The organism is Candidatus Poriferisodalis sp., assembly GCF_965208555.1.
In the GTDB taxonomy this organism is placed as follows: domain Bacteria; phylum Actinomycetota; class Acidimicrobiia; order Acidimicrobiales; family Poriferisodalaceae; genus Poriferisodalis.
On record NZ_OZ242342.1, the window covers coordinates 2,505,508 to 2,528,019 of the forward strand.

Consider the following 22,512-nt stretch of genomic DNA (forward strand, 5'->3'; position numbering starts at 1 on the left):
CTGAAAGGAACAGATGTCGATGAGACCGCTGGCAGGCATCCGCGTGGTCGACATGAGCCGTGTTTTGGCGGGACCGTTCGCCGGCCGCATCCTCAGCGATCTGGGAGCCGACGTCGTGAAGGTGGAACCGCCCGAAGGCGACATCTCGCGCCTGTGGGGCGTGAACCGTGCCGGGCTCGCCGGCTTCTACACACAGCAGAACGTGGGCAAGCGCAACGTCTGCATCGACCTGCGCGCCGAGGGCGGGCCCGAGACGGTCAGGCGTCTGGCTGCTGAGGCCCATGTGCTCATCGAGAACTTCCGACCTGGCGTCATGGCACGCCACGGCCTGTCATTCGCAGAGCTGGCTGAGATCAATCCGGCATTGGTCATGCTGTCGATCAGCGGATTCGGCCAGGAGGGTCCCGACTCGCAGCGAGCGGCGTACGCAGCGGTACTGCACGGCGAATCGGGCTGGATGGCACGGACAGCGCGGATTCATCAGCAACCGATTCAAGAGCCCTATCTGGCGGTAGCCGACACGAATGCCTCGCTCCACGGGTCGATCGGTGTCCTCGCGGCCTTGCGTGTCGCCGAGCAGACGGGCCATGGCCAGCACATCGACATCGCCATGCTGGAGTCCTTCCTGGCAACCGATGAAGGCAGCCAGGCCGGGTTGGATGGCGGCAACTACACATCTCAAGGCGGACTCGTATGGGAAGGCGTCGATGGCCCGATCCTCACTGCCGGCGACTTCCGCTGGATCTGGCGACAGCTCAGCCAGACACACGGGCTCGCTGACCCGTCTCCCCCGGACGCCGACATCCCGACCAAGCGGGCGCGCCGGACCGATGCGATCAACGCGTTCCTGAGTTCGTTCGCGACGCGGGCGGAGATGCTGGCGGCCCTCGACGCTGCGAATCTGGCGTGGGGTGACATTCGGACGACTGCGGAAGCGCACGAATCGCCCACAGCGGTCCATCGTGGCTCCTCGGTCGAGATCGACGCTCGCGACGGCGGCACGCGCCGGGTCACCCAGACGCCCTACCGGTTCGCGGGCTCTTCCGCAGCGACATCGGCAACCTCCGGCATCACGACCGCGGCGCTGGCACCTCACCTCGGTGAGCACAACGGCGAAGTGCTGGCCGAGTGGCTGGGCGCCGGGCGTGCCGAGATCGATGCGCTTCGCCGAGCGGGCGTGCTGATCGAGGACGCGTTCGCTGCCGAAGAGCGATCACACGGGCGACGGTGAGCGTCGACCATCCCCTTGGCGCAACGATCTTCATGGAACCGAAACAGTCCGGCGGGAGTCTGAGAGGGCAGGCAGTCTTCGCGGGGACTTGGCATGGCTGGCGCGCCCATAGCAGCAATGAATCTGGCACTGATGGACGCAGGTCTGCCGTTCACTGCCTCGCGGCTCGACTCGGCGCTGATGGGCTCGGGGCTCATCGGTTCAGTGCCAATGGATTCAGGGCTCGTGGGCTCAGAGCTCATGGGTTCGGGCACGATCCGCACGGGACTGACGGTGAGCGCCGCTGAGGGCGTATCGGGGACCGGTGCAGCTCCCCTCGATGCGGTTGCGATGCGGTTCGAGGACTTCTATGCGGCCCATCGCGACGAGTTGGCGCGGGCGCTCGGGATGGCGCTGCGTGACAGCGCGCTCGGCACCGAAGCAGCAGACGAGGCATTCGCGCGGGCCTGTCAGCGCTGGGGACAGGTCAGTGCCTACGCGAACCCGCAGGGCTGGGTCTTCCGTGTCGGACTGAACTGGGCACGGTCGTGGCTGCGACGGGTCCGGCGGGAACGCGAACGGCGGCCATTGCTGGCTCAGCCGCATGCCACTGAGGACCGGGCGCGCGATGTGGACCTCGATCGGGCGCTGGCGACGCTCAATGACGCGCACCGCGCGGTGATCGTGGCTCGCTTCTACCTGGACTGGTCGGTGGCCGAGACGGCAGAGGCGCTCGGCATCGCGGCCGGGACCGTGAAGAGCCGGCTCAGCCGAGGTCTGGAGCAGCTGCGCGACGTGCTGGAGGCAGCACCCGACCCCCAGGACGGGTCGTGACCCCCGAGGATCGTCTCCGCGACCGGTTGCGAGGCGCAGCGTCGTCGATGCCGGTGGGCTCGGGCTCGCTTGCGGGTGTCCAGGCGCGGGCTGCTCAGCTGCAACGCTGGCGCACTGCTGCGCGTGGCGGAATCGGGGCGTTCGCTCTCGTGGCAGTGGCGTTGGTCGGCGTGATTTCGCTGCGCGACGGCGGCATCGACGAGTTCTCGACGACGATGTCCGACTCAGACGACGCTGCAGAGGCCGCCGCCATGCCCGCGACGACCGCCGGCATCGCAGCGAGCGCCGTCGAAGAGGAGATGGCCGACGAGGACATGACCGACGAGGCCGAAGTCGAGCTCGCCGCTGCGGCTGCTCCGGACGACGACGAGTCCCTGCAGGACGCACCAGAACAGATGGAGGCCGCAGAGGCGGGAGTCACGCTCGCCGACAGCGAAGTGCTCGAAGAAGAGGCGGCAGGCGACTCGGAGAACTGGGAGACCACGTCGCCCGGCCGGAGCGATCCGGAAGCTGCCGTGTTCGCCACGACGGTGTCGATCGTCAAGCCGCCTGCAGAGGTCGAGGGCGCAGACATGCGCTACTCGTTCAGCGGCGCACACGCGGTCGCCCGAGCAGCCGACAACTGGTACTCCTACAACGGTGTCGACTGGCAGTCGGTGGGCTTGCCCGACGACATGGAGGTGGTGGCAGTCGATCTCTCCGGATCGGGCCGCATCGCGGTGCTTGGGGTGGTCCGGCCGCTCGAATGCACCCGTAGGCAGGTGGTGGCGGTCCGCACGGGCGACAGCTGGAGCTACGTCCGCGTTGATGACGACACGCCGCCGGCGGTGGGCTGGGAACTGCTCGATGCCCGGATCCATGTCACCGATACCGCTGTCGAACTCGAGCGCGTCGAGCGCCTGTGGCTGGATGACCAGTGCGCCGATGCCTCCGCGCCCGAGACGCTGACCGAGCGGGCAGCGAGTCTCGTCGCCGATCTGGAGCTGCTGGGCGAGCTCCGCCGCGAGAGCTGGCCATACGCGCCGCTGGAGGGCGGCTTCGCGGCGCACTGGTCGGACGTGGCTCGCCACGACGCGCATGCCGCCGCCACGTCCAGCGCCGACTTGGACTGGACGGCCACCAGTCCGCCCAAGCTCACGACCCCCGCGGTGAAGCTGACCCGGAGTCGCCCGAACGACGGCAGCGGCGAGGCTGTGGCGCTGCACGAGACCACCATCATGGATGTCGCCACGACGGTGCATGTCAGCGACGGCATGGCGATGCTCAAGCGCGGCGACCAGACGTGGGAGGTGTGCCCGATCCCCGATGAGGAATTGGACCAGGTGAACGGGGAGATCGGCAGGGCCGGCGAGCACCTGGCAGTCGTCGTCGGCAAACCCGAGCAGACGCTGTTCATCGTCGAGCGCACCAAGTAGCTGCTCGCTGCCGACGGCCGGTCCTAGTGTGACCGGATGCCTCAGGACACACGCGCCAAACAGGAATTTCCGGAGCTGGGCTTCTACATGCTGCCTGGTGACGCCCTGGACTCCTGCGATGCCCTCGCCGAGATCCAGGCAGCAGAAGCGATGGGCATCGGCCAGGCGTTTCTCGGGGAACGGCCCAATCGCAAGGAAGCGGGTGCGGTGTGCGGTGCCGCTGCCGCGGTCACTGATTCCATCGGCATCACGCTGGGAGTGACGAACATCAACACCCGCCACCCGACGCTCACCGCAGGGCTCGCGCTGACGGTGCAGAGCTTGGCCGGCGGGCGATTCACGATGGGCTTCGGGCGCGGCGTCGCCGTGGCACAGGAGATCATGGGCCTCAAGCCCGTCACCACAGCCGAGCTGGAGGAGTTCGCCCTGATCATGCGCCGGCTGTTCCGGGGCGAGATCATCTCGGATTTCGACGGTCCGACCGGGCGCGTTCCGATCCTGCTGCTCGACATGACGCTCGATGAGCACCTGCCGATGGCGCTCGGGGCGATGGGACCCCGGACGCTGGCACTCGGCGGTCGCTGTTTCGACGATGTCATCCTGCACCCGTTCTATTCCGACGAGACCGTGGTGCGATCGGTGCATGCCGTGAAGACGGCTGCCGAGCAGGCGGGGCGCGATCCGAGCGACGCGGCGGTGTGGTCCTGCTTTGTTGTGGTGAGCGACGAGGTGCCGGCTGAGCTGGCGCTGCGCAAGACGGTGGGACGCCTCGCCACGTACCTGCAGTACTACGGCGACGTGCTGGTCGGTGTGAATCGCTGGGACCCTGACGTGCTGGCGCGGTTCCGAGCTGACGAGGTGGTTGCCAGGTTCCTGGCGCCGATCGACGGCACGGCCTCAGTCGCCGAGCTCGAGCACATCGGCACGCTGCTGCCCGATGAGTGGCTGGCCCCGATGGGGGCGGGCACTCCTGCCGAATGCGCCGCCGCCGTGAGACGCCAGATCGACCTCGGCTGCGACGCCGTGCTCATGCACGGTGCAACGCCGGCCGAGCTGGCGTCGGTCATCGATGCCTACCGGCAGATCACTGCGACCGCCGGATCGGGATGATGGCGCGGCACCTTGCCGCTCACTCCTGAAACACAGCGCCCGTCGAACTGCTGGAATGGGCGCATGGCACATGATCTGGGACTGCTGAGCGCGACCGAACAGGCGGCGGCCATCGCCGCGGGCGAGCTGTCGAGCCGGGAGCTGACTGCTCACGTCATCGAACGCATCGAACGGCTCGACGGCGAGGTCAACTCAGTCGTCACCCGGGACTTCGAGGCAGCGCTCGAACGGGCCGGCGCGGCCGATGCCGCGCAGGCGGGCGGCGGGCCACTCGGGCCGCTGCACGGTGTGCCGTTCACCGCGAAGGACGCCCTGATGACGGCGGGCATCCGCTCGACCGGCGGGGCAAGGGAGCTGGCCGACAACGTTCCCGACGCTGATGCGGCTGTTGTGGCGGCCTGCCGCGCTGCCGGGGCGATCGTGATCGGCAAGACCAACCTGCCGCGCTGGTCGGCCGACAACCAGTCCTTCAATGACCTGTTCGGAACCACCAGCAATCCTTGGGACCTGTCCAAGGTTCCCGGCGGCTCGTCCGGTGGGGCTGCGGCTGCGACGGCGATGGGCTTCACCGGCTTCGAGATCGGCACCGACATCGGCGGCTCGATTCGCTTTCCGGCCTCGTACAACGGCATCTGGGGCCACAAGCCGAGCTTCGGCGTGATCCCGACGACGGGCTACCTGGATCACGTGCGCGGCGGTACCACCGAGCCGGACATCAACGTGTTCGGCCCGCTGACCCGCAGCTGTGACGACTTGGAGCTGCTGTTCGACGTGCTGTTGCGCACCGAAGGGCCGTGGGTGCCCCAGTTGCCGCCGGCACCTGGTGATGTGAACGGCCTGCGTGTCGCAGCGTGGCTCGACGATCCCTACTGCCCGGTCGACGGCGATGTGCTGGAGGTCATGAACGCGGCTGTCGCGGCGCTCGAGGCGAGCGGTGTGAACGTCGACCACGAAGCGCGGCCCGCCATCGATCCGTTGCCTGCATGGGAGACCGGGCTGTGGCTGGTGCGAGCCGCCATGACGCTGGCGAGTCGTGGCGAGGGTCCGAGCCATCGTGACTGGCTGGAACACCACATGACGCGCGAGGAGTGCCGCCGCAAGTGGGCGGAGTTCTTCACCCGCTACGACGCGATCCTCATGCCGGTGAGCTTCCACCCGCCCTTCGATCACATGCAGGAAGGAACGTTCGCCGAGCGCCGCATCCCAGCAAACGGCATCGAGCGGCCCTACATCGAGATGACCCGCTGGACGATCCTGACCGGCATGTCCTACCTGCCCGCAACCGTGCCGCCGCTGGGTCTCACATCTCAGGGCCTGCCGGTCGGCTTCCAGGTGGTCGGCCCCTACGGCGGCGACCGCACCACCATGGCGCTGGCCCGCCGCATCGGCGAGCTCACCGGCGGCTACCAGCCCCCACCCCGCGCCCTCTGAGCGACTGGCGGCCTCGGAGTTGGCTGGCTGTCACAGCGAAGCCAGAACATCGAGAGCCTCGGCGGGCACAGCATCGACGGCCTGCCGCAACGCCTCGCCGTCAAGCACGTCAGGTGTGGCCGGTGTTCCGTCCGCACGGAGGTACAGCAGCGCTACTCGTCCGACGGGGCGGCCGGTTGAGCGTTCGACACACCATGCGTAGGTCGCGACCTGGCTTCGGTAGGCATCGGCTCGTCCTGGGGTAGCGCCGTCAGAATCCGGCATCACGCCGAGCGCGTCGGTCTTGAAGTCGACCACGACGAGACTGCCTGTGTCGCTGTCCTCGTAGAGCAAGTCGATGATGCCTTCGACAAGGGTGCCCGGTTCGCCGGAGTCCGGCAGAGGCGCCGCGGCATACAGCTCTCGCCAGATGCGGCCACCCAGTGCTCGGTCGACTTCATCGCTGGCCAGCGCCGATCGCACGAAACGGTCGATGTCAGCGTGCTGTGAGCGAGGCACGTTCGCCGCATAGGCCTGGGCTGCGACGTGACGCTCGAGGTCGGCGCCGGTGCTCAGGTCGATGACCTGCAGCACACCGTGGGTGGCAGTTCCGACGGCGGTCCCGCCCCGGCCGCGGCGTTGCGGTCGTTGCCGCGCGCTGAGAGAGTTGTCGGCGGCGTCCTTGTCCGGTTGCAGGCGATCCTCCGGGTGGCGGTGACGGGCGATGTGGCTGGCGCTGATCGACGAACGGATCTGCGATGCCAACGCGGCTCGGTCGCGACGCTCGAGCCACGCCGAGCGGTCCGGCAGCGCGTCCCGCGGCAGCGCGGCCGCGGGCTCCGTGCTCAGCCCCGATTCGAGGCGAACGGTCGGATCTTCCCGGTAGTCCCACAAGTCGGCGATGCTGGCGGACGCCGGCGGGAGCACGTCTGCGATGAGTTGCGCGCTGGTGCGCAGATGCTCGGCGCCCGCCGCGCGCGAAGCGTCGGAGGGCTGAGGCCGATGCAGCGACACCACCAAGTGGTCTCGTGCGCGAGTGCAGCCGACGTAGAGCAACCGGATCCGCTCGAAGTGCTCGGCGCGACGCTCCCGTTCGCGCCACGCCTCGAACCCGCCGGTCTCGACGCCGCTGTGCAGTCGAACCGCCGCCGCTCCTGACCAGCGTGCGGCGTTATCCCCGTCGGCGATCTGTCGTTCCCAGGCGCTGTCCCCGAAGCCGATCTGCACCGACGGCGAGCGAGCGCGATTGCCACCGCCCAGTCCCGCCAGGATCACAATGGGAAACTCGAGCCCCTTTGCCGCGTGGATCGTCAGCACCCTGACCGAATCGTCGTCGGACTCGGGCAGGATTGCCTCGGTCACCTTGGCTCGGTCGGATGCTTGGGTCTCGGCCCAGCGCAGGAAGCCACGCAACCCGCCCTGCTGACTCTCCGACCAGGCGCGCGCCTGATCGATCACGTACCGGACGTGGCGCCACACCTCACGCTGAGGCGATCCGGCTGCGGCCTGTTCGAGCAGCCGCCGGTCGCGCACGAGGCGATCGAGCAGGGTCGCGGGAGACACCTCGGTGTGCTGCTCGTAGAGCTCACGGAGATGAGCCAGGCCGCGCGCGACAGGGTGGGCGCGGCCCTCCGCAAGTTTCGAATGATCCGATGCGAAGCAGCTCCACGACCGGACAGCTCGGTGGTAGCAGTAGAGATCGTCGTCGCCGCATCCGTAGATCGGCGTGCGCAACGCACTGACCACGGCAAGTTCGTCGTCGGGGTCGGCGATGGCACGTAAGCACATCATGAGGTCTCGCACGGTGCGGCTGCGCCACACGAACTCGGATGCTTCGAGCCGGTAGGGGATCTGGGCATCGGCGAGTCCCTGGGTGAGCTGGGGGAGGCCGGTGCGGGTCGGCACCAAGATGGCGATGTCGGCAAGCGTCGCGGGCCGCAACTGCTCGGCGTGGCGGTCCTCCACCTGCCAGCCGTCGACGAGCATCTCGCCGACGAGCGCAGCAATGTCGGCGGCTTCGGCCTCACGGATGCTTGCGGCGGTGTGATCACCGCCCTGTTGCTTGGTGCTGTGCGGGATCTGACCGAGCGTCACCACCGCCGGTCCCGGCCTGACGGCCGGTCGCCAGCACATCAACGGTGTGTACGCGGGCTGCAAGCCCGTGCCCGAACCGGACTCGTCGCCGTCGATCAGATCACCGAAGACCGCGTTGACCCAGTCGATGATCGGTTCAGCCGAACGAAAATTGACTTGCAGCTTCGTCAGCGAGCCAACCTCGGTGCCGAAGCGGGTGCGTGCATTGAGATACAGCCCAATGTCGGCCCGGCGGAAGCGGTAGATGGACTGCTTTGGGTCGCCCACGAGGAACAGCCGGCCCGGCGCGACGCCCACGTCAGACCACGAGTCGGGCACGACGCGCTCACCGTCGGCGCCGCTCACGCCGCCGGATTCGCCGCTGTCGCCGACATCGCCGGCGATGAGCGTTGCGATCTCGACCTGGATCGGATCGGTGTCCTGGGATTCGTCGAGCAGGATCTGCCCGTAGCGCCGATGCAGCGAGGCACGGGCGGTCGGCGAGTTCCGCAGCAGATCGCGTGCCCGCACCAGCAAGTCGTGGAATTCGAGCCGACCTGCTGCGTGACGCTGTCCTGCTGCTTCGAGCGTGAAGCGGGCAATCCGATCACAGATCAGCGCGATGGCATCGCTGAGCGCGGCTGCGGCGATCTGCGAGCACAGCTCGCGTAGCTCGACGAAGCCTGTCCGGATGCTGGACAGGTTGAACCAGTTCTTGCTGCTGCCGACGTTGCCGATCTTCGGCACGCCCGCCGCGGAGTCCTCGGCATCGGTCAGGACAGCGATGCGTTGAGCGTCGTCGCGCGCGGCGGCAAGCCGCGCCACGAATTCGTAGAGCTGACCAAAGCGGGCTAGGGCTCGGTCGTCATCCGCGCTGCACTCGACACGCCTGTCGTACAGCGTGCGCCCTTTCGCCACCACGTCGATGGCGTCCACCGTGCCTGCCTGCGGAACCTCGTCAGCGCAGCGAATGCGGTCCCAGTTGGCGTTGAACGCCACGCCGACCTCGTTGAGCTGCGAGAGGTCGACGCCCGCGGCATCGAGCATCTCGAGGGACCAACGCGCGGCGGGGTCGTCGAACAGCTCGTCGGTAAACCGATCCCAGCGATCGGCGAAGTCGACTTCGCTGGCGATCTGGTCAAGCGCCTCGAACCTGGGCGGCAGACCCGCCTCGATGGCGTGCTCGGCAAGGATGCGGCGAGCGAAGCCGTGCAGGGTGGAGATCGCCGCGGCGTCGAGCCCGTCGAGTGCGTTGCGCAGCAGGTCCGCATCCGGACCGTCGGGGGTGTCGGCGAGCTGTGCGCCGAGCCCTGCCCGGATGCGATTGCGCAGTTCTGCTGCTGCCTTGTCGGTGAACGTGATCGCTGCGAGTTCGTCAACCGAGACCGGATCGGATCCGCTGACGAGCGCGACGACGCGCTCCACCAGCGCGCGGGTCTTGCCGGTGCCCGCCCCGGCTTCGACGAACATCGTTGTGCCCGTTTCCATCGAGACACGTGCCCGCTCGGCGGCATCGGCGGGTTCGCGTTTCGCATCAGCAACGGCCGCTGTGGTCGCCGCTGTGCCGGCATCAGCGCAGGACTGAGTCATGAATTGGCCTCGGGTTCAGCCAACGCGGCGAAACTCGCCACGGAGTCATCGCTGCACTTGCGCAGCCAATCACGACGGACCTCGGTCGTGCCGAGCCCATCCGGATCGCAGTAAGGGCACACCGTGTAGCCCTTGCGGTCATCGCCTGTCGCGGCGTACCCGAGGAACATCCCTCTGCGGATGCCCCACACAATCATGTTCACGGCACGGTCGAACTGATCCATGAGCTGATCGTCGACATCCAGCCCCAACCAGCGCCATCTCCCCGGCTCGCCGGTGATGAACCAGTACGCAGCGTGTTGGACGGTAGCGGTCACGTCGCCAGCGCCGAAGTGCGCGGCTGCCGCAAGCGCGTAGACCGGAAGTTGCAGCTTCGTGCCGGCGAGGGTGGGGTCTGCGCCGTCGAGGCTTCTGTAGCTGCGGGTGCTCCCTGACTTGTAGTCAACGACGATCACCGACCCATCGGCTCGGTGCTCGACGCGGTCCACCACGCCTCGGAACCGCACCGTGGTGCCGTCGTCGAGGCCGTACGCGACTGCTGCGGCACCGCCATCGAGTCCGAACCGGAACTCCGAGCTGAGAATCTGCCCGCGTGTCGCGGCGTCTCGAGATTCTTCCCTGTCCAGCAGCTCTTCGAGATCGGCCAGGAGCATGTCGCGATCGCGTTCCCACAGCACGGTGCGGCCGGTGAGACCGTGTCGCTCAGCTCGCTCGGCCAAGCGCCGTCCGATTGCTACGAGATGGGCCCGGTCGCGGTCGTCTGGTGGCCGCTGTGGGCCCGGCGGCAGGTGAGGCCATTCGCTTTCGGTATCGCCGATGTCGGCGCCTTCACGAGAGCCGACTGCACTGCCTCGTAGCGCGCTGAAAGAACGGAAGAACTCGTCGATGGCCGCGTGCATGAGCCTACCGCGCTCGCCGGGCGACAGTCGGAGCAGCGTTTCGGGTTCTTCGATCACGCGCACTTCAAGCAGGTGCTCGAACAAGAATCGTCGCGGGCACGCTGCCCACGCTTCCAGCCGCGAGGGCGACATCACCTCAGCGAACGCAGCGTCGCCGTCGATGACCGCCGAGAGGTTGCCGTCGAACCGGGTGAAGCGGTTGCTGCGCCGTGCGGCGGTCATCGCGACGCCGGCACTGAAGGCTGGATCGTCGAACAGCGGTTGATCGACGGCATCTCGCTCAGCTGGCGTTATTGACCACACGCTGGCCGAGTCGAACTCCTGCTCCGTAGCGGGAAACGTTGCCGTCAGCACACCGGTGACATACGACGGCGACTCGTCAATCCCGCGTACCGAATCATCTTGCGCTGCGGCTCGCAGGCGATCGCCGCTCACATAGCCGTCTTCGAACAGACCCGAATCGGTCGTCAGTGCCCTGACGGTCGGTGCGAGCCAGCGCGAGGGCACGTACTCGGCGCTCTGGCGCAGGTTGCCCCGCGGCACGGTGAGCGTGCTGCGCCCGCTTGCGCCCGCCAACGCGGCGAGCAGTGCACGGTGCTCGTCGGCTGCTGTGTCGGCGCTCGACGCCAAGGCTTGGCCCACGGCTCGGCGCTCGTCGTCATGGATGAGGCTGTCAGGTGCGTGCCGTCGCGGCAGGATGCCTTCGACGAGACCGACGACGTAGACGCTGCGAGGAGCCATGTCGACGGCGCGGCTCAGCGGTCCGACATACACACCCGTGCCGGTGACGCTGCTGTGCCCGTGCGGGTCAGACAGCTCATCGGACAGGGCTTGAGCCATCGTGGCGAGATGGACACGCGATTCGACAGCGCCCAGCTCTGACAGCCGATCGAGCGCTTCGAGCACCCGCTCTGCGGCATGTGTCTGCCACTCGGGCCAATCGAGCGTCCACGAGGCACGCCCGACATGTCCCACGTAGCGACGCAGCGCCGCGCGAAGCCAATTGCACAGGCTCGGCCACGTTCGCCGTGAGCGGCCCGCCACGAGCTGACCTCGCAGCTCCGCGATGAACTCGGCGAGACGGCGGCACTCGACTGCCTCGTCGTGCAACCACTCGATACGGCGCGTCCTGGGATCTTCGCTGGAGCGTTCACGTTCGGCGCGCGCATCCAGCTCGTCGGCGTGCGCCCGGAGTCGGACGCTCCAGTCGTCTCCGCCCGTCACCCGGGCCGCGCGGGCGAGATGCTCCCACTTGGAGTCGGGAACGAAGAAGCTCTCGCCGTCGCGGTGTTCGCCGGCCGTACGACGGGGTACTTGCGCGCCTCCCAGCAGATCGAAGACGTCTCGGCGAGCGAGGTGAGGCTCGGCCAGCCGAGCGTCGGCCAATGCGGTGAGCCGCAAGGCGAACTGCCCGTAGGTCGATTCGGCCAGCGTTCGCGCCGTGCTGCCGTGGGTGACGATGCCTGCAGCCTCGAACTGTTCTTCGAAAGCTCGGCCGTAGGGCGTCTCGGGGCCGTAGAAGACAGCGATGTCGGACGCAGTGATCCCATCATCGAGGTCGGCCATGACCGACCGCAGCACCGTGCGGACCTCTTCATCGGGGTCGGTCACGCTGACTACCTGCTGCGCTGTCGCCGTCGCCCCAGTCGAAGCCTGCGCCGCAGTCGGCAGCGACACGCCGAGCCGGGCGCACACCACCTGGGCCGCGTTGTCTCCTGACTCGTCGCCGGTGACCCCGATGAGCATCGGCAGGTCCGATTGCGCAGCGCAATGGCGAGCGAGTGCGCCCGTCAACCGGGCCTCGCGCACCGACAACCGCCGGGGCAGGTACAGCACGAGCCGCCCCAGCTCGCCGAGCACCTGCCCACCGGCGTCGGTGATCGCGGCGGCGGTTGCAGCTTCGAGCAGCTCGGCTGTGTCGAACCACGCTGGGCGTAATGACTCGTGAACGCGTTGGCACAACTTCACCACTGCCGCGGCACGTTCGGACATCGCGCCGAGGCGTCGACGCTCGTCAGCCGACAGCCCACGCACTTCGCCGAATGCGCGGGCAAGCGCCGCGGCGGTCTGCGGATGCTCGGCAACCGGTTCGAACAACCCGGGCGCTTCCCGCAGCTCGTTTCGCATAGCGGCCTCGATGACCAGGTCGCCCGCCTGCTTGCGCTGCTCGGCGACCAAGCGCCCGGCCAGCGACGGCAGGGTGAGCGTCTCGAGCGCAGCCACGCCCTGTGCGTCGTCGCCCGGCTGGAGCGACGTGCCTCGCGCCACCGCACGCCGCAGCTCCATCCGCGCCGGGTTCGACGAGACAATCACCGTCATGGGTGCGAGCGGATCGGATGCCTTGGCTTCGGCGATGAGGTCGATGAGCGCTTGACGCGCGGGTTGGCCGAACCGAACCGGCATCACACGCAGACCGCTGCCGTCATGACACGGCTGAGGCCAGCCGTCGCCAAGAGGCTCGGGCACGGCAGCGGCCGCTTGGTCGGTCACGCAGGCGACACTACGCAGGGGGTGCGACAAGAAGATGTGTGGGCCGGGCGGCGCCGTTGCGCTGGGGACCAGCGCGGCCGGCGAGGCTCAGTGCGTGGCGAGCGCCTTGAGTCGCACTGCGGACAGGCGCTTGAGCTGCTGGTTGCGCGGGTCGACCTCGATGCCGGCTGACTCCAGCGCTGTCAGCCCCAGCAGCGGCTCGGCATCGTCGTCGACGAACACCACGGTGCCCATGACCATCTCGTCCATGAACTCGAGCTCGGCGCCTCCGATGTCGAGCTGCAGCCGGCGTCCGTCCGCCATCTCGTACGTGCGGGAGCCGAACGGCTCGACGCCGATGGCCTCGAGGTGCTGGCGGGGGATCACCGATTCGACGGCGCCGGTGTCCACCAGGAACTCGCCCTGCCAGGTGCGATCGCGTGCTGCTGGGTTCTTGACGGTGACGGTGACGTGCGTTGTACCCATGGGAGGTCTCCTCTTTCGAACGGGGCGGAACGACGGCAGCCGGTGGCCGCGTCGGCGAGCCTCGCGCACGTCACCAGTTGCGCCAGCATCGTTTTCCAGCGCGGGAGTTGCAGGGGTGGAGTCATGCGGTGTGGATGTCATCGGCCCATTGTCGCAGCGCCGCCGCGCCGCGAACGGCCCGCCGGAAGAGGGGCTCAGGTGCCGGCCAATCGCGCCACGACCGGCGCCATCGCATCCACCTCGGGATCGTGGATGATGATGTAGCTGGCGCCGTAGGCCTCGCGGTGATGGTGCAGCTGCTCGCAGATGTCGTCGACCGTTCCGGCCAGCACCAGCGGCACCTCACGAGCCTCTTCGAGCGTCAGCCCGAAACCGGGGGCGAACGCCTCCAGGACGCTGTCGGCATCGTCGGACACCAGCGCCATGAACGTGTTGAGCTGGATCTCGATCTCTGAGAACCGCTCACCGGCGGCATCGGCGATCCACTGACGCCGCTCTGCGAACTTGGTCGCCACCGAACTGCGCGCCGCATCAGGGCCCACCGTGCCCGACCGCAGATTCGGGTTCAGGCTGATGATGTCGGCCAAGCGTGCCGCCTCAGTCAGCACCCGGCGGCCGCCGCCGCCGATGATGACCGGCGGCCCGCCCGGTGTATGCGGCAGCGGCCGCCCGACCATGCCGGAGATCTGGTAGTGCTCGCCGTCGTAGTCGAGCGGCTCGCCGCGCCACAGGCCCTTGATGACCTCCAGGGCCTCGATCATGCGGTCGATGCGCACGCCAGGCCGGTCCAGCGGTATGCCCGCTTGTTCGTAATCCTCGGTCAGCCAGCCCGCACCGATGCCGAACTCGGTCCGGCCTTCTGCCAGCAGATCGAGCGTGGCGAAATCCTTCGCCAGCACCGCAGGGTGCCGGTAGTCGGCCGCATACACCAGCGTGCCGACACGCAGGGTCGTGGTGATCTCCGCCGCAACGGCGGGATGGACGACGGGGGACCAGCTGTCCCAGAAATGGTCGTGGCAGAACAGGGACGAGTAGCCGAGGTCCTCGACCTTGCGTGCCATCTCGCGGAACGCCGCAGGACTCTCCGGCTTGCCGTACTGGACACCGAATCTGAATGGATGCACAGCGGCACCCTACGCGCGGCATGAACGGGTGATGCTCGGCCGCGTTCCGAGGTTGTGGGGCGCCGCCGCGCCGCCGCGAACCGGCCCGGTACGGCCGGTTCCGCTTAGAACTGCGTCTGCTGGGTCAGGAACGAACGCTCTGCCAGGCCGTGCCACTCCGCGATGCCGTCACGGAATGCCCGCCACGGCTCCAGGATGGCCGCGAACCGGGAATCCTCGGCCGCAACCCCGTCAAGCACGTTCTCGGTCTCTTCCTTGAACGCCGCCATCAGCTCGGCCGGGAACTCACGGATGCTGGCGAACCCCTTGATTGTCTGCAGGTCTGCCTGGTTGCGCACGTCGTAGTCGGCGATTGTGTTGATGTTTGCCGATGCCGCCGCAATCTCGATGGCTGCCTGGTACTCGGGCGGCAGGTCGTTCCACAGCGACAGCGGGAACTGCACCTCCACTGCCGTGCCGGGTTCCCACCAGCCGGGGTGGTAGTAGAACAGGTCGCCGTCGAACTCGTGGAGGCCCAAGATCAGGTCGTCGGTGGGTCCCACGAACTCGGCGCCGTCGATCGCGCCCTGCTGGATGGCAGGCAGGATCTCGCCGCCTGGCAGGGTGACCTGCTCGCCGCCCAGGCTCTCGAGGACACGCCCTGCGAGACCGGGGATGCGCATCTTCAGGCCTTGCAGATCGCTGACCGAGTTGAGCTCCTTGGTGAACCAGCCGCCCATCTGGCAGCCCGTGCCGCCCGCCGGGAAGGCGATGATGCCGTGCTCCTCGGCGTAGAACTCGTTGAGCATGTCGAGGCCGCCGCCCTTGTACAGCCAAGCGTTCTGCTGGCGCTGGGTGAGTCCGAAGGGAACGGCGGTGCCGAACTGCTGCACGGGGCTGAGCCCCACGTAGTAGTACGACGCAGTGTGGCCGGACGGCACGCCCTCATCGCGCACAGTGGGCAGCACCTCGAGGCCGCCGACGATCTCGCCGGCCGGCCGAGGATTGATCTTGAACCTGCCGCCGGTCAGCCGACTCACCTGCTCGGCGAAGAAGTTGGCCGATCCGAACAGGGTCACCAGCGCCGCCGGCCAGCTCGTCGCCATGTCCCATTCGATCTCGGGCCCGTCCTGGGTGAGCGCCACCGAGGTGGCTGGCGCGTCCGTGCCGCTCGGCGCTTCCGTAGTGGTCCCAGCAGTGTCGCCGTCGCCATCGGATGTGCAGGCGTTCAGCAGTGTTGTGGCGGCCGCAAATCCAGCCACGCCGATGCCCGCTTTGAGAAATGATCGCCGGTCGAAGCCGCCGTCAACGCCGGAGTCCTCGGGGACGGTCTGCGTACCGCCCCCGGCTTCCATAGTCATGCGTAGTACCTCCCCTGCGCGCCGATCAGCGCGCCTACTACTGCGCCCGAACGTAGCACGCGCCCAAAACGTCTCGGAATGAGCCGACTCAGCTGCCGAATAGCTCGAGCGACGTGTTCACGATCCCGGGGAACACGCCAAGAATGACCAGCGCGATCGACTGGAGCCCCATGAACGGGATGGCGCCCTTGTGGATGTCGGCAGTGCGCACTTCTGGCGGGGCCACGCTCTGCAGGTAGAAGAGCGAGAAGCCCACGGGCGGTGAGATGAACGCCATATTCAGGTTGACGGCCATCATCACGGCGAACCAGATCTTCTCATCCTGGGTGAAACCGAGCACCTCCATTGCCGGCACGAAGATGGGCACCACGATGAAGGTGATCTCGAGGAACTCCAGGTTGATGCCGAGCAGGAACACCGCCACCATCGCGACGAGGACGAAGCCGACCTTGCCGCCACCGATGGAAGTGAGCCACTCTGAGGTCTGATCGGAGCCGCCGAGCTGGAAGAACATGGCGCTGAAGAAGGTGGAGCTGAACAACAGCGTCATCACCAGCACGACCACGCTGGCCGTCGACTTTCCCGCTTGCACTGCCGCAGCACGGTTGAGCCGCCACTGGGGCGTGATGTGGGTGGCTCCGTCGCGCACCAGCAGCCGGTCGAACAGCCAGTTCAGCCCCGTGAGCGCCAGCGCTCCGAACACGCCGACGGCACCCGATTCGGACGGCGTGGCGATCCCCTGGAAGATCGACACCAGCACGCCGAGGATCAGCACCACGATCGGCACGATCGCGATGAGCACCTCGCACGCCAGCATCCGCGTGAAGAACATGATCGCGAAGCTCACGATCAGCACCAGCACGGCGGCGATCAATGCGACCCGCAGGTTGGCGAGCAGCATCACGCAGCCGACCATGAAGCCCAGCAGCGCGGCGATGAGCAGCTTGGTCTGGACCGATGGGTTGCCCTCCAGCTTCCGTTCCTCCAGCGGCATCGCTGGACCCATGTCGGGTTTCCACCACGAGACGGCCAGCACGTAGGCGACGTAGAGGCCGCTGAGCATCAGACCGGGCAGCAGCGCGCCGGCGAACAGGCCCAGGATGCCGACCCCCATCTGCTGCGCCAGCAGGATCAGCACGATGCTGGGCGGCAGCAACTGCGCGAGCGTGCCGGAAGCCGTGATGGCCCCCGTCGAGAGCTTGTTGTCGTAACCGAGTCGCACCATCGCAGGGAGCGACAGCAGACCCATCACGATGACGGTGGCGGCCACCACGCCGGTCGCCGCGGCCAGCAGCGTGCCCACCAGCACCACTGCCGCTGCCACGCCGCCGCGCAGTGCCCCCATCAGCATGCCGACCGCGTTCAGCAGCCGCTCGGCCATGCCCGATCGCTCCAGGATCGCTCCCATGAGGACGAACAGGGGTACCGCCAGCAGCACCGGGTCGCTGATGTTGCCGAACCATCGTCCTGGCAGCGTGTTGAGCGTCGCCGTGTTGAACGCGCCGGTGAGGTCGCCGATGAACGCGAACGCCAGTGCAGTCGCGGCGAACGAAAACGCCACGTTGTAGCCGGTAAGGATCATGCCCATGAACACGACGAACATCGTCAGGGCCAGAAAGACGCCCGTGTCCATGCCGAAAATGGCCAGCAGTTCGCTCATGGGGCAGTTACTCGACTCGCAGCGGCGATTCGTGTTCGACGATGTCGCCCTTCTCGTCGTCGCCGATCATCACGAAGCCGGTTTTGATCATCTCGGCCAAGATCTGCAAGCCGAACAGGATGAAGGCGATGAGGATCATCACCTTGATCGGGCCGACGGGCAGGCTGCCAGCGTCAACGCCTTCTTCCCAGGTCTCCCAGACGCGCCAGCCGCTGGGCCAATCGCCATTGTGCCGGCGGCCCAATGAGGCGGCCGCGTATCCCTTCAGGATCCGGATCGCCATGACGATGAACGGCAGCAGCAGGGCCGAGTGAACGATGAAATCGAGCCAAGCCTTGCGACGTGGACTGAAATTCGCCCACCAGAAGTCGATGCGCGGATTGACGCCCTCGCGCACCCCGAAGTTGATGGCGATAAGGAACATCAGCGCGAATGACTGCCACGCCAGGCTGGTCGTTTCGCCGAAGAGGATGTCGGCTTCGACGAGGTCATTGCCGTAGCGCGTGATGACGTTGAACAACTGGAGCAGGAAGACCACCCACGCCAGGATCCATGCCACCGTCAGGCTGAAAGTGGAGATGGACTCGACGCTCCGGCGGAACCGGTCAAGCCCGTCGTGCCAGAGCCCCATCGCAATGGCACCGGCGAGCACCAGCCAGTTCCACCAGACCAGGTTGCCGATCCAGAACTCGGTGTCGGTGAACAGCCGGGCGATGACCGCGATCACGATCGTGGAGGCCGCCAGCCAACCAATGGGATGGAGCCGCGCCCACCACTTGATCTCCCGGGCGACTGGCGGTGCCGACGGCGCCGCCGCCGCGGTATCGGTCACGACACCCATCCCCCCTTGCGATCCGGCTCGGCAAACCGGCGATCCACCATCCTGCCACCTAGCTTGTCGCCGTGGTGAACATCGAATCCGGGCCGACCGGCGCCAACTCAGATTGCCCTGGCCCGGCATCGCTGGCGCCGATGCCGCCCGCCTTGTTCGTCTCAGAAGCGGACGGCATCCGTGCGACCGAGCTGACGCGCGGCCCGTGGGCACACCGAGTGATGCACGGCGGCGCCATCTGCGGACTGCTGGGCTGGGCGGTCGAGCGCGAGCAGCGACGGGGCGGCATCGATCAGGTGTGCAGCCGGCTGACGGTGGAGATCCTCTCGGGGATGCCGATGGCGACCTATGAGGTCACCGCAACCGCCGTCAAGGCCGGCAAGCGGACTGCCCTGGTGGACGCCGAGGTGCGTGCCGTGCCGTCGAACATTCCAGCGTCAGGCGAGCGGGGCGCAGGCCGGCTGGTGGCGCGCGCGACCTCACAATGGCTGACGCCGACAATCCCGGCAGGCGAGCCTGGGAGTGACGGGCAATCGCTGCCGCCGATCCCCGCCGAGCGGGCCGACCCCGGCGCTAACCCCGACATCGACTACCCACGTCCGGGCTTCAACGCCGATGCGGTGGACTTTCGCTTCGTCGGCGGTTCGACGGAGGAGCCGGGCCCCGGCCGCACGTGGCTGCGATTGGACCATCCGCTTGTGGCCGGCGAGGAGACGTCACCGCTGGCTCGGGTTGCGACGCTGGCCGATCTCGGCGCGGCCGTGGGCTGGGACTTCTCGCCCTCCGGCGGCGCCTACATCAACACCGACGTGACGCTGCAACTGCTGCGCGTGCCAGCGGGGGAGTGGTTCTACTTTGATGCGGCCACCGTGGTGGCACCCCGAGGGCTGGCCGGCACTCACACGGCCATCAGCGACGAGCACGGCCTGCTCGGGTGGGTGCTGCAGAGCCAAGTCGAGGCGCCAGCCGAGATCGGCTTCCCCGGCGGCATGAACGCTGCCCGCGAGACTGCTAGCCGGCCTGTATCCGATGGTCGCCGGCTAGCCGGCGACTTCGGCCAGTAAGTCGTCGATGACGTGGGCCATCTGGCTGTAGTCGGGCCGCTTCATCACGAACGCATCGGCGCCGAGGTCATACGCGCGAGCGCGGTCGTCGGCGGCCTCATCGGTGGTGAGCGCAACCATCATCACCTTGTCGAATTCGTCGGCGGCACGCGTCTCGGCCAGCAGATCGAACCCGCTGACCACAGGCAGCTTGAGATCGAACAGCACCAAGTCGATCTCCGATGGGCCGACGGCTCGCATGAAGGCCAGGGCGTTCGCACCGTCATGGGCCACACGGAGCTGGTTGCGGGTGCCGGCCTCGGCAAGCGCCATGGTGATCACGTCGACGTCATGCTGGTTCTCCTCGGCCAGCAGCACGTGGACTGTGTCGTCAGGAGTGTGGACGACCGGGGGCTCGAAGGTGCCGGCGCGATCAACCGTCTGCGTTTCGGCCGAGACGTGCTCGACGGGTACCCCGAAGCGCCGCTGCAGCCGGTGCGGCAAGTCGAGGTGCAGCCACCTGCTGGCGCCCGCGGGCAACGTGCTCAAGATGATGAGGTCGGGGTTCAGCCGGTCAATGGCCAGGTTGACCGCAACGATTGGGTGCGCGGGACCCACTTCGCCGGTGACCCGGGCCCCGATGTCGTCGAGCGCCTCGAATGCCTGGCTGAGCCGGCGGCGAGCCCCGGCGAGCGCCCGTGCGGGATCAGGACCGTTGGCGCCGGTGGCCGGCACCACGATGTGAAACCGGGTCTCGGGGTCGACGGCCAAAATGTGCTCCACCCGCTCGTGCAGATGGCTGCCGACGAGGGTTTGGTTGGCCACGATCAACACGTGTCGCATTCCGGGCACCTCCTCGATGGGCGGTCTGTGCAAGCGAACTTAGACGCGGCGCTCCTGCGCCTCGCGCACGGCGCCCTCGGCGATCAGTCCGTCGATCTCGGCGTCGGACATGCCTGCAGCGGCCAGCACGTCGCGGGTGCCCTCGCCCAGTTTCGGCGACGGTCCGCGGGGGCCGACGGCAGCGTTCGCGAACCGCATCGGGATGCCGACGCTGCGATAGGGGCCGATGTCGGGGCTGTCGAGCGTGGGGAACAGGCCGAGCGCCTCGGCCTGGGGGTCGTCAACCACTTCGTGCAGTCCCAGCACCGGGCCCCAGATGATTCCTTCGGCATCGAAGATCTCGCCCCACTCGTCGCGGGTGCGGTGCGCCAATGCCTCGTCGATGCCGGCGACGATCTCGGGCATGTGGTTGAACCGGCCGCGAATGTCTGCAAAGCGCTCGTCGTCGAGCCAGTCGAGCCGCTCGATGACCCGGCACAGCAGCGGCCAGGCGCTCTCCTGGGGCATGTTGAGCACCACCCACTTCCCGTCGCCGCAGGGGTAGCGATTGGCGGTGGGGACGATCATGTTCTCGCGGGCTCGCTGGCGAAGCGGCGCCCGGTCGACGGCGGTGATGGCGTAGTCGGACGCCTGGGTCCACACCGCCGTCTCGTACAGCGATGTCTCGACGACCTGGGCCTCGCCAGTGCGTTCGGCCAGCCGCAGGGCCGCCAGCACGGCGCCCACCAGCGCCAGACCCGTCGTGTGGTCGCCCTGCGCGGGGCGCGCCATCGGCACGGCGCCGTCAGGTCCTTCACGCATGGCGTCGTAGATGCCCGAACGGCCGAAGAACGCGGTCACGTCATAGCCGGGACGCCATGCGTGCGGTCCGGCGGTGCCGTATCCCGTCAGCGTGGCGTGCACGATGCGCGGGTTGACCGTCGTCACCGTGGCCGGATCGAGGCCGAATCGCTCTTGGCGGTGGATGAGCAGGTTGCACATGAAGACGTCTGCGCCTGCGATGAGCCGGTGGACCGCCTGCTGGCCCTGCGGCGAGCCCAGATCCACGGCGATCGAGCGCTTGCCGCGGTTGTCCACGTCGAACTGGAAGTCGTAGTCCTTGATCTCCGGCGGCAGCTTCGCCGGACGGCTGTAGCCCCGCATCGGGTCGCCGTCGAGCGGTTCCACCTTGATGACATCGGCACCGAGGTCGGCCAGGATCGCGCCCGCCGAGGGAGTCGCCATCCAGCTGTCCACCTCGATCACCTTCACATCGTCCAACGGTGCCGCCATCGGACCTCCAAGCCAGCGTCGAGTCGGAGTCGCGAGATTACGCTGCCCGGCCATGGAACTTGCGGGAAAGGTCGCTGTCGTCACCGGCGGTGCGAGCGGAATCGGGGAAGCACTCATCGAGCGCTTCAAGGCTGAGGGGGCGCGGGCGCTGGTGGTCGTGGACCGCGACGAAGCCGGCGCGCAGGCAGTGGCTGACCGAGTGGGCGGTACGGCCGTCGGGCTCGACGTCACCGACGAGGCAGCCATCAAGGCAGTCGTGACTGACACGGTCAATGAACACGGTGCGCTCGACGTGTTCGTCTCCAACGCCGGTTACGTCACCCAGGGCGGATTGGAAGTCTCGAACGACGAGATCCAGCGCATGTGGGACGTGCACGTGATGTCCCACGTGTACGCGGCCCGCGCGGCGGTCCCCGTCATGGTCGAGCGCGGCGGCGGCTACCTGCTGAACACGGCCTCGGCGGCGGGCCTGCTGACCCAGCTCGGCTCGCTGCAGTACGCGGTCACCAAGGCGGCGGCAGTGTCGCTGGGCGAGTTCCTGGCCATCACCTACGGCGACAAGGGCATCGTGGTGTCGATGCTGTGCCCGCAGGCGGTGGAGACCAACATCTTGGCCAACAGCCCGGATCGCACCGGCAACGGCGACCAGGAGCGCGGCACGCCGGGCGCCGCCGCAGGCGACGGCGTTTTGCAGCCCTCGCAGCTGGCCGACACGGTCATCGAGGCGATGGCAGAGGAACGCTTCCTGGTGCTGCCCCATCCCGAGGTGCAGACCTACCGTGAACGCAAGGCATCGGACATCGACCGCTGGCTGTCGGGCATGCGCCGCTTCCAGGCGCGCCTGTTCGCCGACGCCTCGGTGACCCCTGCGGACTGGCTGCTGGGCTGAGCCCCTGCTGAGG

At 67.8% G+C, this 22,512-nt stretch carries 16 protein-coding genes; 7 read left to right on the forward strand and 9 right to left on the reverse strand.

Features of this window, described 5'->3' with window-relative positions; all coding sequences use genetic code 11:
- Positions 1 to 19 precede the first annotated feature (19 nt).
- From ACOGXE_RS11550 to ACOGXE_RS11570, 5 genes are all read left to right on the forward strand, one after another.
- Positions 20 to 1,231 carry a CaiB/BaiF CoA transferase family protein gene (locus ACOGXE_RS11550; protein ID WP_419931063.1) on the forward strand — a complete coding sequence of 404 codons (1,212 nt, stop codon included), beginning with the start codon at positions 20 to 22 and terminating at the stop codon, positions 1,229 to 1,231.
- A gap of 132 nt (positions 1,232 to 1,363) precedes the next feature.
- A complete protein-coding gene (locus ACOGXE_RS11555) occupies positions 1,364 to 2,044 on the forward strand; it encodes an RNA polymerase sigma factor (protein ID WP_419931064.1) in 681 nt (226 codons plus the stop codon).
- Positions 2,041 to 3,459: a hypothetical protein gene (locus ACOGXE_RS11560; protein WP_419931065.1), complete on the forward strand. Its 1,419-nt coding sequence runs from the start codon at positions 2,041 to 2,043 to the stop codon at positions 3,457 to 3,459. The genes ACOGXE_RS11555 and ACOGXE_RS11560 overlap by 4 nt, the downstream gene beginning before the upstream one ends.
- A 36-nt stretch (positions 3,460 to 3,495) precedes the next feature.
- Positions 3,496 to 4,569, forward strand: a complete 1,074-nt coding sequence (locus tag ACOGXE_RS11565; protein WP_419931066.1) for a TIGR03857 family LLM class F420-dependent oxidoreductase — start codon at positions 3,496 to 3,498, stop codon at positions 4,567 to 4,569.
- A gap of 63 nt (positions 4,570 to 4,632) precedes the next feature.
- Entirely contained in the window at positions 4,633 to 6,000 is a 1,368-nt protein-coding gene (locus ACOGXE_RS11570) for an amidase family protein (protein ID WP_419931067.1), read from the forward strand.
- Between the two features lie 30 nt (positions 6,001 to 6,030).
- Here ACOGXE_RS11570 and ACOGXE_RS11575 read toward each other — a convergent pair whose 3' ends face one another.
- The 7 genes from ACOGXE_RS11575 to ACOGXE_RS11605 all read right to left on the reverse strand — a co-directional run bounded on the left by ACOGXE_RS11575 (position 6,031) and on the right by ACOGXE_RS11605 (position 18,452).
- On the reverse strand, positions 6,031 to 9,642 hold the full coding sequence (locus tag ACOGXE_RS11575; protein WP_419931068.1) for a UvrD-helicase domain-containing protein: 3,612 nt from the start codon (positions 9,640 to 9,642) through the stop codon (positions 6,031 to 6,033).
- On the reverse strand, positions 9,639 to 13,031 hold the full coding sequence (locus tag ACOGXE_RS11580; protein ID WP_419931069.1) for a PD-(D/E)XK nuclease family protein: 3,393 nt from the start codon (positions 13,029 to 13,031) through the stop codon (positions 9,639 to 9,641). Before ACOGXE_RS11580 ends, ACOGXE_RS11575 begins: the two co-directional genes overlap by 4 nt.
- Before the next feature lie 87 nt (positions 13,032 to 13,118).
- Complete coding sequence (locus tag ACOGXE_RS11585; protein ID WP_419931070.1) at positions 13,119 to 13,496, reverse strand: clan AA aspartic protease; 378 nt, start codon at positions 13,494 to 13,496, stop codon at positions 13,119 to 13,121.
- 194 nt (positions 13,497 to 13,690) lie between these two features.
- Positions 13,691 to 14,620 (reverse strand): TIGR03621 family F420-dependent LLM class oxidoreductase, encoded by a 930-nt coding sequence (locus tag ACOGXE_RS11590; protein ID WP_419931071.1) that lies wholly within the window; start codon positions 14,618 to 14,620, stop codon positions 13,691 to 13,693.
- 104 nt (positions 14,621 to 14,724) lie between these two features.
- Positions 14,725 to 15,960: a TRAP transporter substrate-binding protein gene (locus ACOGXE_RS11595; protein ID WP_419931072.1), complete on the reverse strand. Its 1,236-nt coding sequence runs from the start codon at positions 15,958 to 15,960 to the stop codon at positions 14,725 to 14,727.
- Positions 15,961 to 16,048: 88 nt separating this feature from the next.
- Complete coding sequence (locus ACOGXE_RS11600; protein WP_419931073.1) at positions 16,049 to 17,620, reverse strand: TRAP transporter large permease; 1,572 nt, start codon at positions 17,618 to 17,620, stop codon at positions 16,049 to 16,051.
- Between the two features lie 7 nt (positions 17,621 to 17,627).
- Positions 17,628 to 18,452, reverse strand: coding sequence for a TRAP transporter small permease subunit (locus ACOGXE_RS11605; protein WP_419931074.1), 825 nt, complete (start codon positions 18,450 to 18,452; stop codon positions 17,628 to 17,630).
- Between the two features lie 71 nt (positions 18,453 to 18,523).
- Here ACOGXE_RS11605 and ACOGXE_RS11610 point away from each other — a divergent pair, with 71 nt between their 5' ends.
- Complete coding sequence (locus tag ACOGXE_RS11610) at positions 18,524 to 19,516, forward strand: thioesterase family protein (protein ID WP_419931075.1); 993 nt, start codon at positions 18,524 to 18,526, stop codon at positions 19,514 to 19,516.
- On the opposite strand, the gene ACOGXE_RS11615 is transcribed toward ACOGXE_RS11610, so the two are convergent.
- Positions 19,493 to 20,338, reverse strand: a complete 846-nt coding sequence (locus tag ACOGXE_RS11615; protein WP_419931076.1) for a response regulator — start codon at positions 20,336 to 20,338, stop codon at positions 19,493 to 19,495. The genes ACOGXE_RS11610 and ACOGXE_RS11615 overlap by 24 nt on opposite strands.
- A gap of 39 nt (positions 20,339 to 20,377) precedes the next feature.
- A complete protein-coding gene (locus ACOGXE_RS11620; RefSeq protein WP_419931077.1) occupies positions 20,378 to 21,610 on the reverse strand; it encodes a CaiB/BaiF CoA transferase family protein in 1,233 nt (410 codons plus the stop codon).
- Positions 21,611 to 21,662: 52 nt separating this feature from the next.
- Here ACOGXE_RS11620 and ACOGXE_RS11625 point away from each other — a divergent pair, with 52 nt between their 5' ends.
- Positions 21,663 to 22,499 carry an SDR family oxidoreductase gene (locus tag ACOGXE_RS11625; RefSeq protein ID WP_419931078.1) on the forward strand — a complete coding sequence of 279 codons (837 nt, stop codon included), beginning with the start codon at positions 21,663 to 21,665 and terminating at the stop codon, positions 22,497 to 22,499.
- Positions 22,500 to 22,512: the final 13 nt, after the last annotated feature.

Coding starts and splice junctions, on each gene's coding strand:
- ACOGXE_RS11570 (WP_419931067.1), top strand. CDS start 4,633: ATGGCACATGATCTGGGACTGCTGAGCGCGACCGAACAGGCGGCGGCC.
- ACOGXE_RS11550 (WP_419931063.1), top strand. CDS start 20: ATGAGACCGCTGGCAGGCATCCGCGTGGTCGACATGAGCCGTGTTTTG.
- ACOGXE_RS11575 (WP_419931068.1), bottom strand. CDS start 9,642: ATGACTCAGTCCTGCGCTGATGCCGGCACAGCGGCGACCACAGCGGCC.
- ACOGXE_RS11600 (WP_419931073.1), bottom strand. CDS start 17,620: ATGAGCGAACTGCTGGCCATTTTCGGCATGGACACGGGCGTCTTTCTG.
- ACOGXE_RS11620 (WP_419931077.1), bottom strand. CDS start 21,610: ATGGCGGCACCGTTGGACGATGTGAAGGTGATCGAGGTGGACAGCTGG.
- ACOGXE_RS11625 (WP_419931078.1), top strand. CDS start 21,663: ATGGAACTTGCGGGAAAGGTCGCTGTCGTCACCGGCGGTGCGAGCGGA.
- ACOGXE_RS11595 (WP_419931072.1), bottom strand. CDS start 15,960: ATGACTATGGAAGCCGGGGGCGGTACGCAGACCGTCCCCGAGGACTCC.
- ACOGXE_RS11555 (WP_419931064.1), top strand. CDS start 1,364: ATGGACGCAGGTCTGCCGTTCACTGCCTCGCGGCTCGACTCGGCGCTG.
- ACOGXE_RS11565 (WP_419931066.1), top strand. CDS start 3,496: ATGCCTCAGGACACACGCGCCAAACAGGAATTTCCGGAGCTGGGCTTC.
- ACOGXE_RS11615 (WP_419931076.1), bottom strand. CDS start 20,338: ATGCGACACGTGTTGATCGTGGCCAACCAAACCCTCGTCGGCAGCCAT.
- ACOGXE_RS11585 (WP_419931070.1), bottom strand. CDS start 13,496: ATGGGTACAACGCACGTCACCGTCACCGTCAAGAACCCAGCAGCACGC.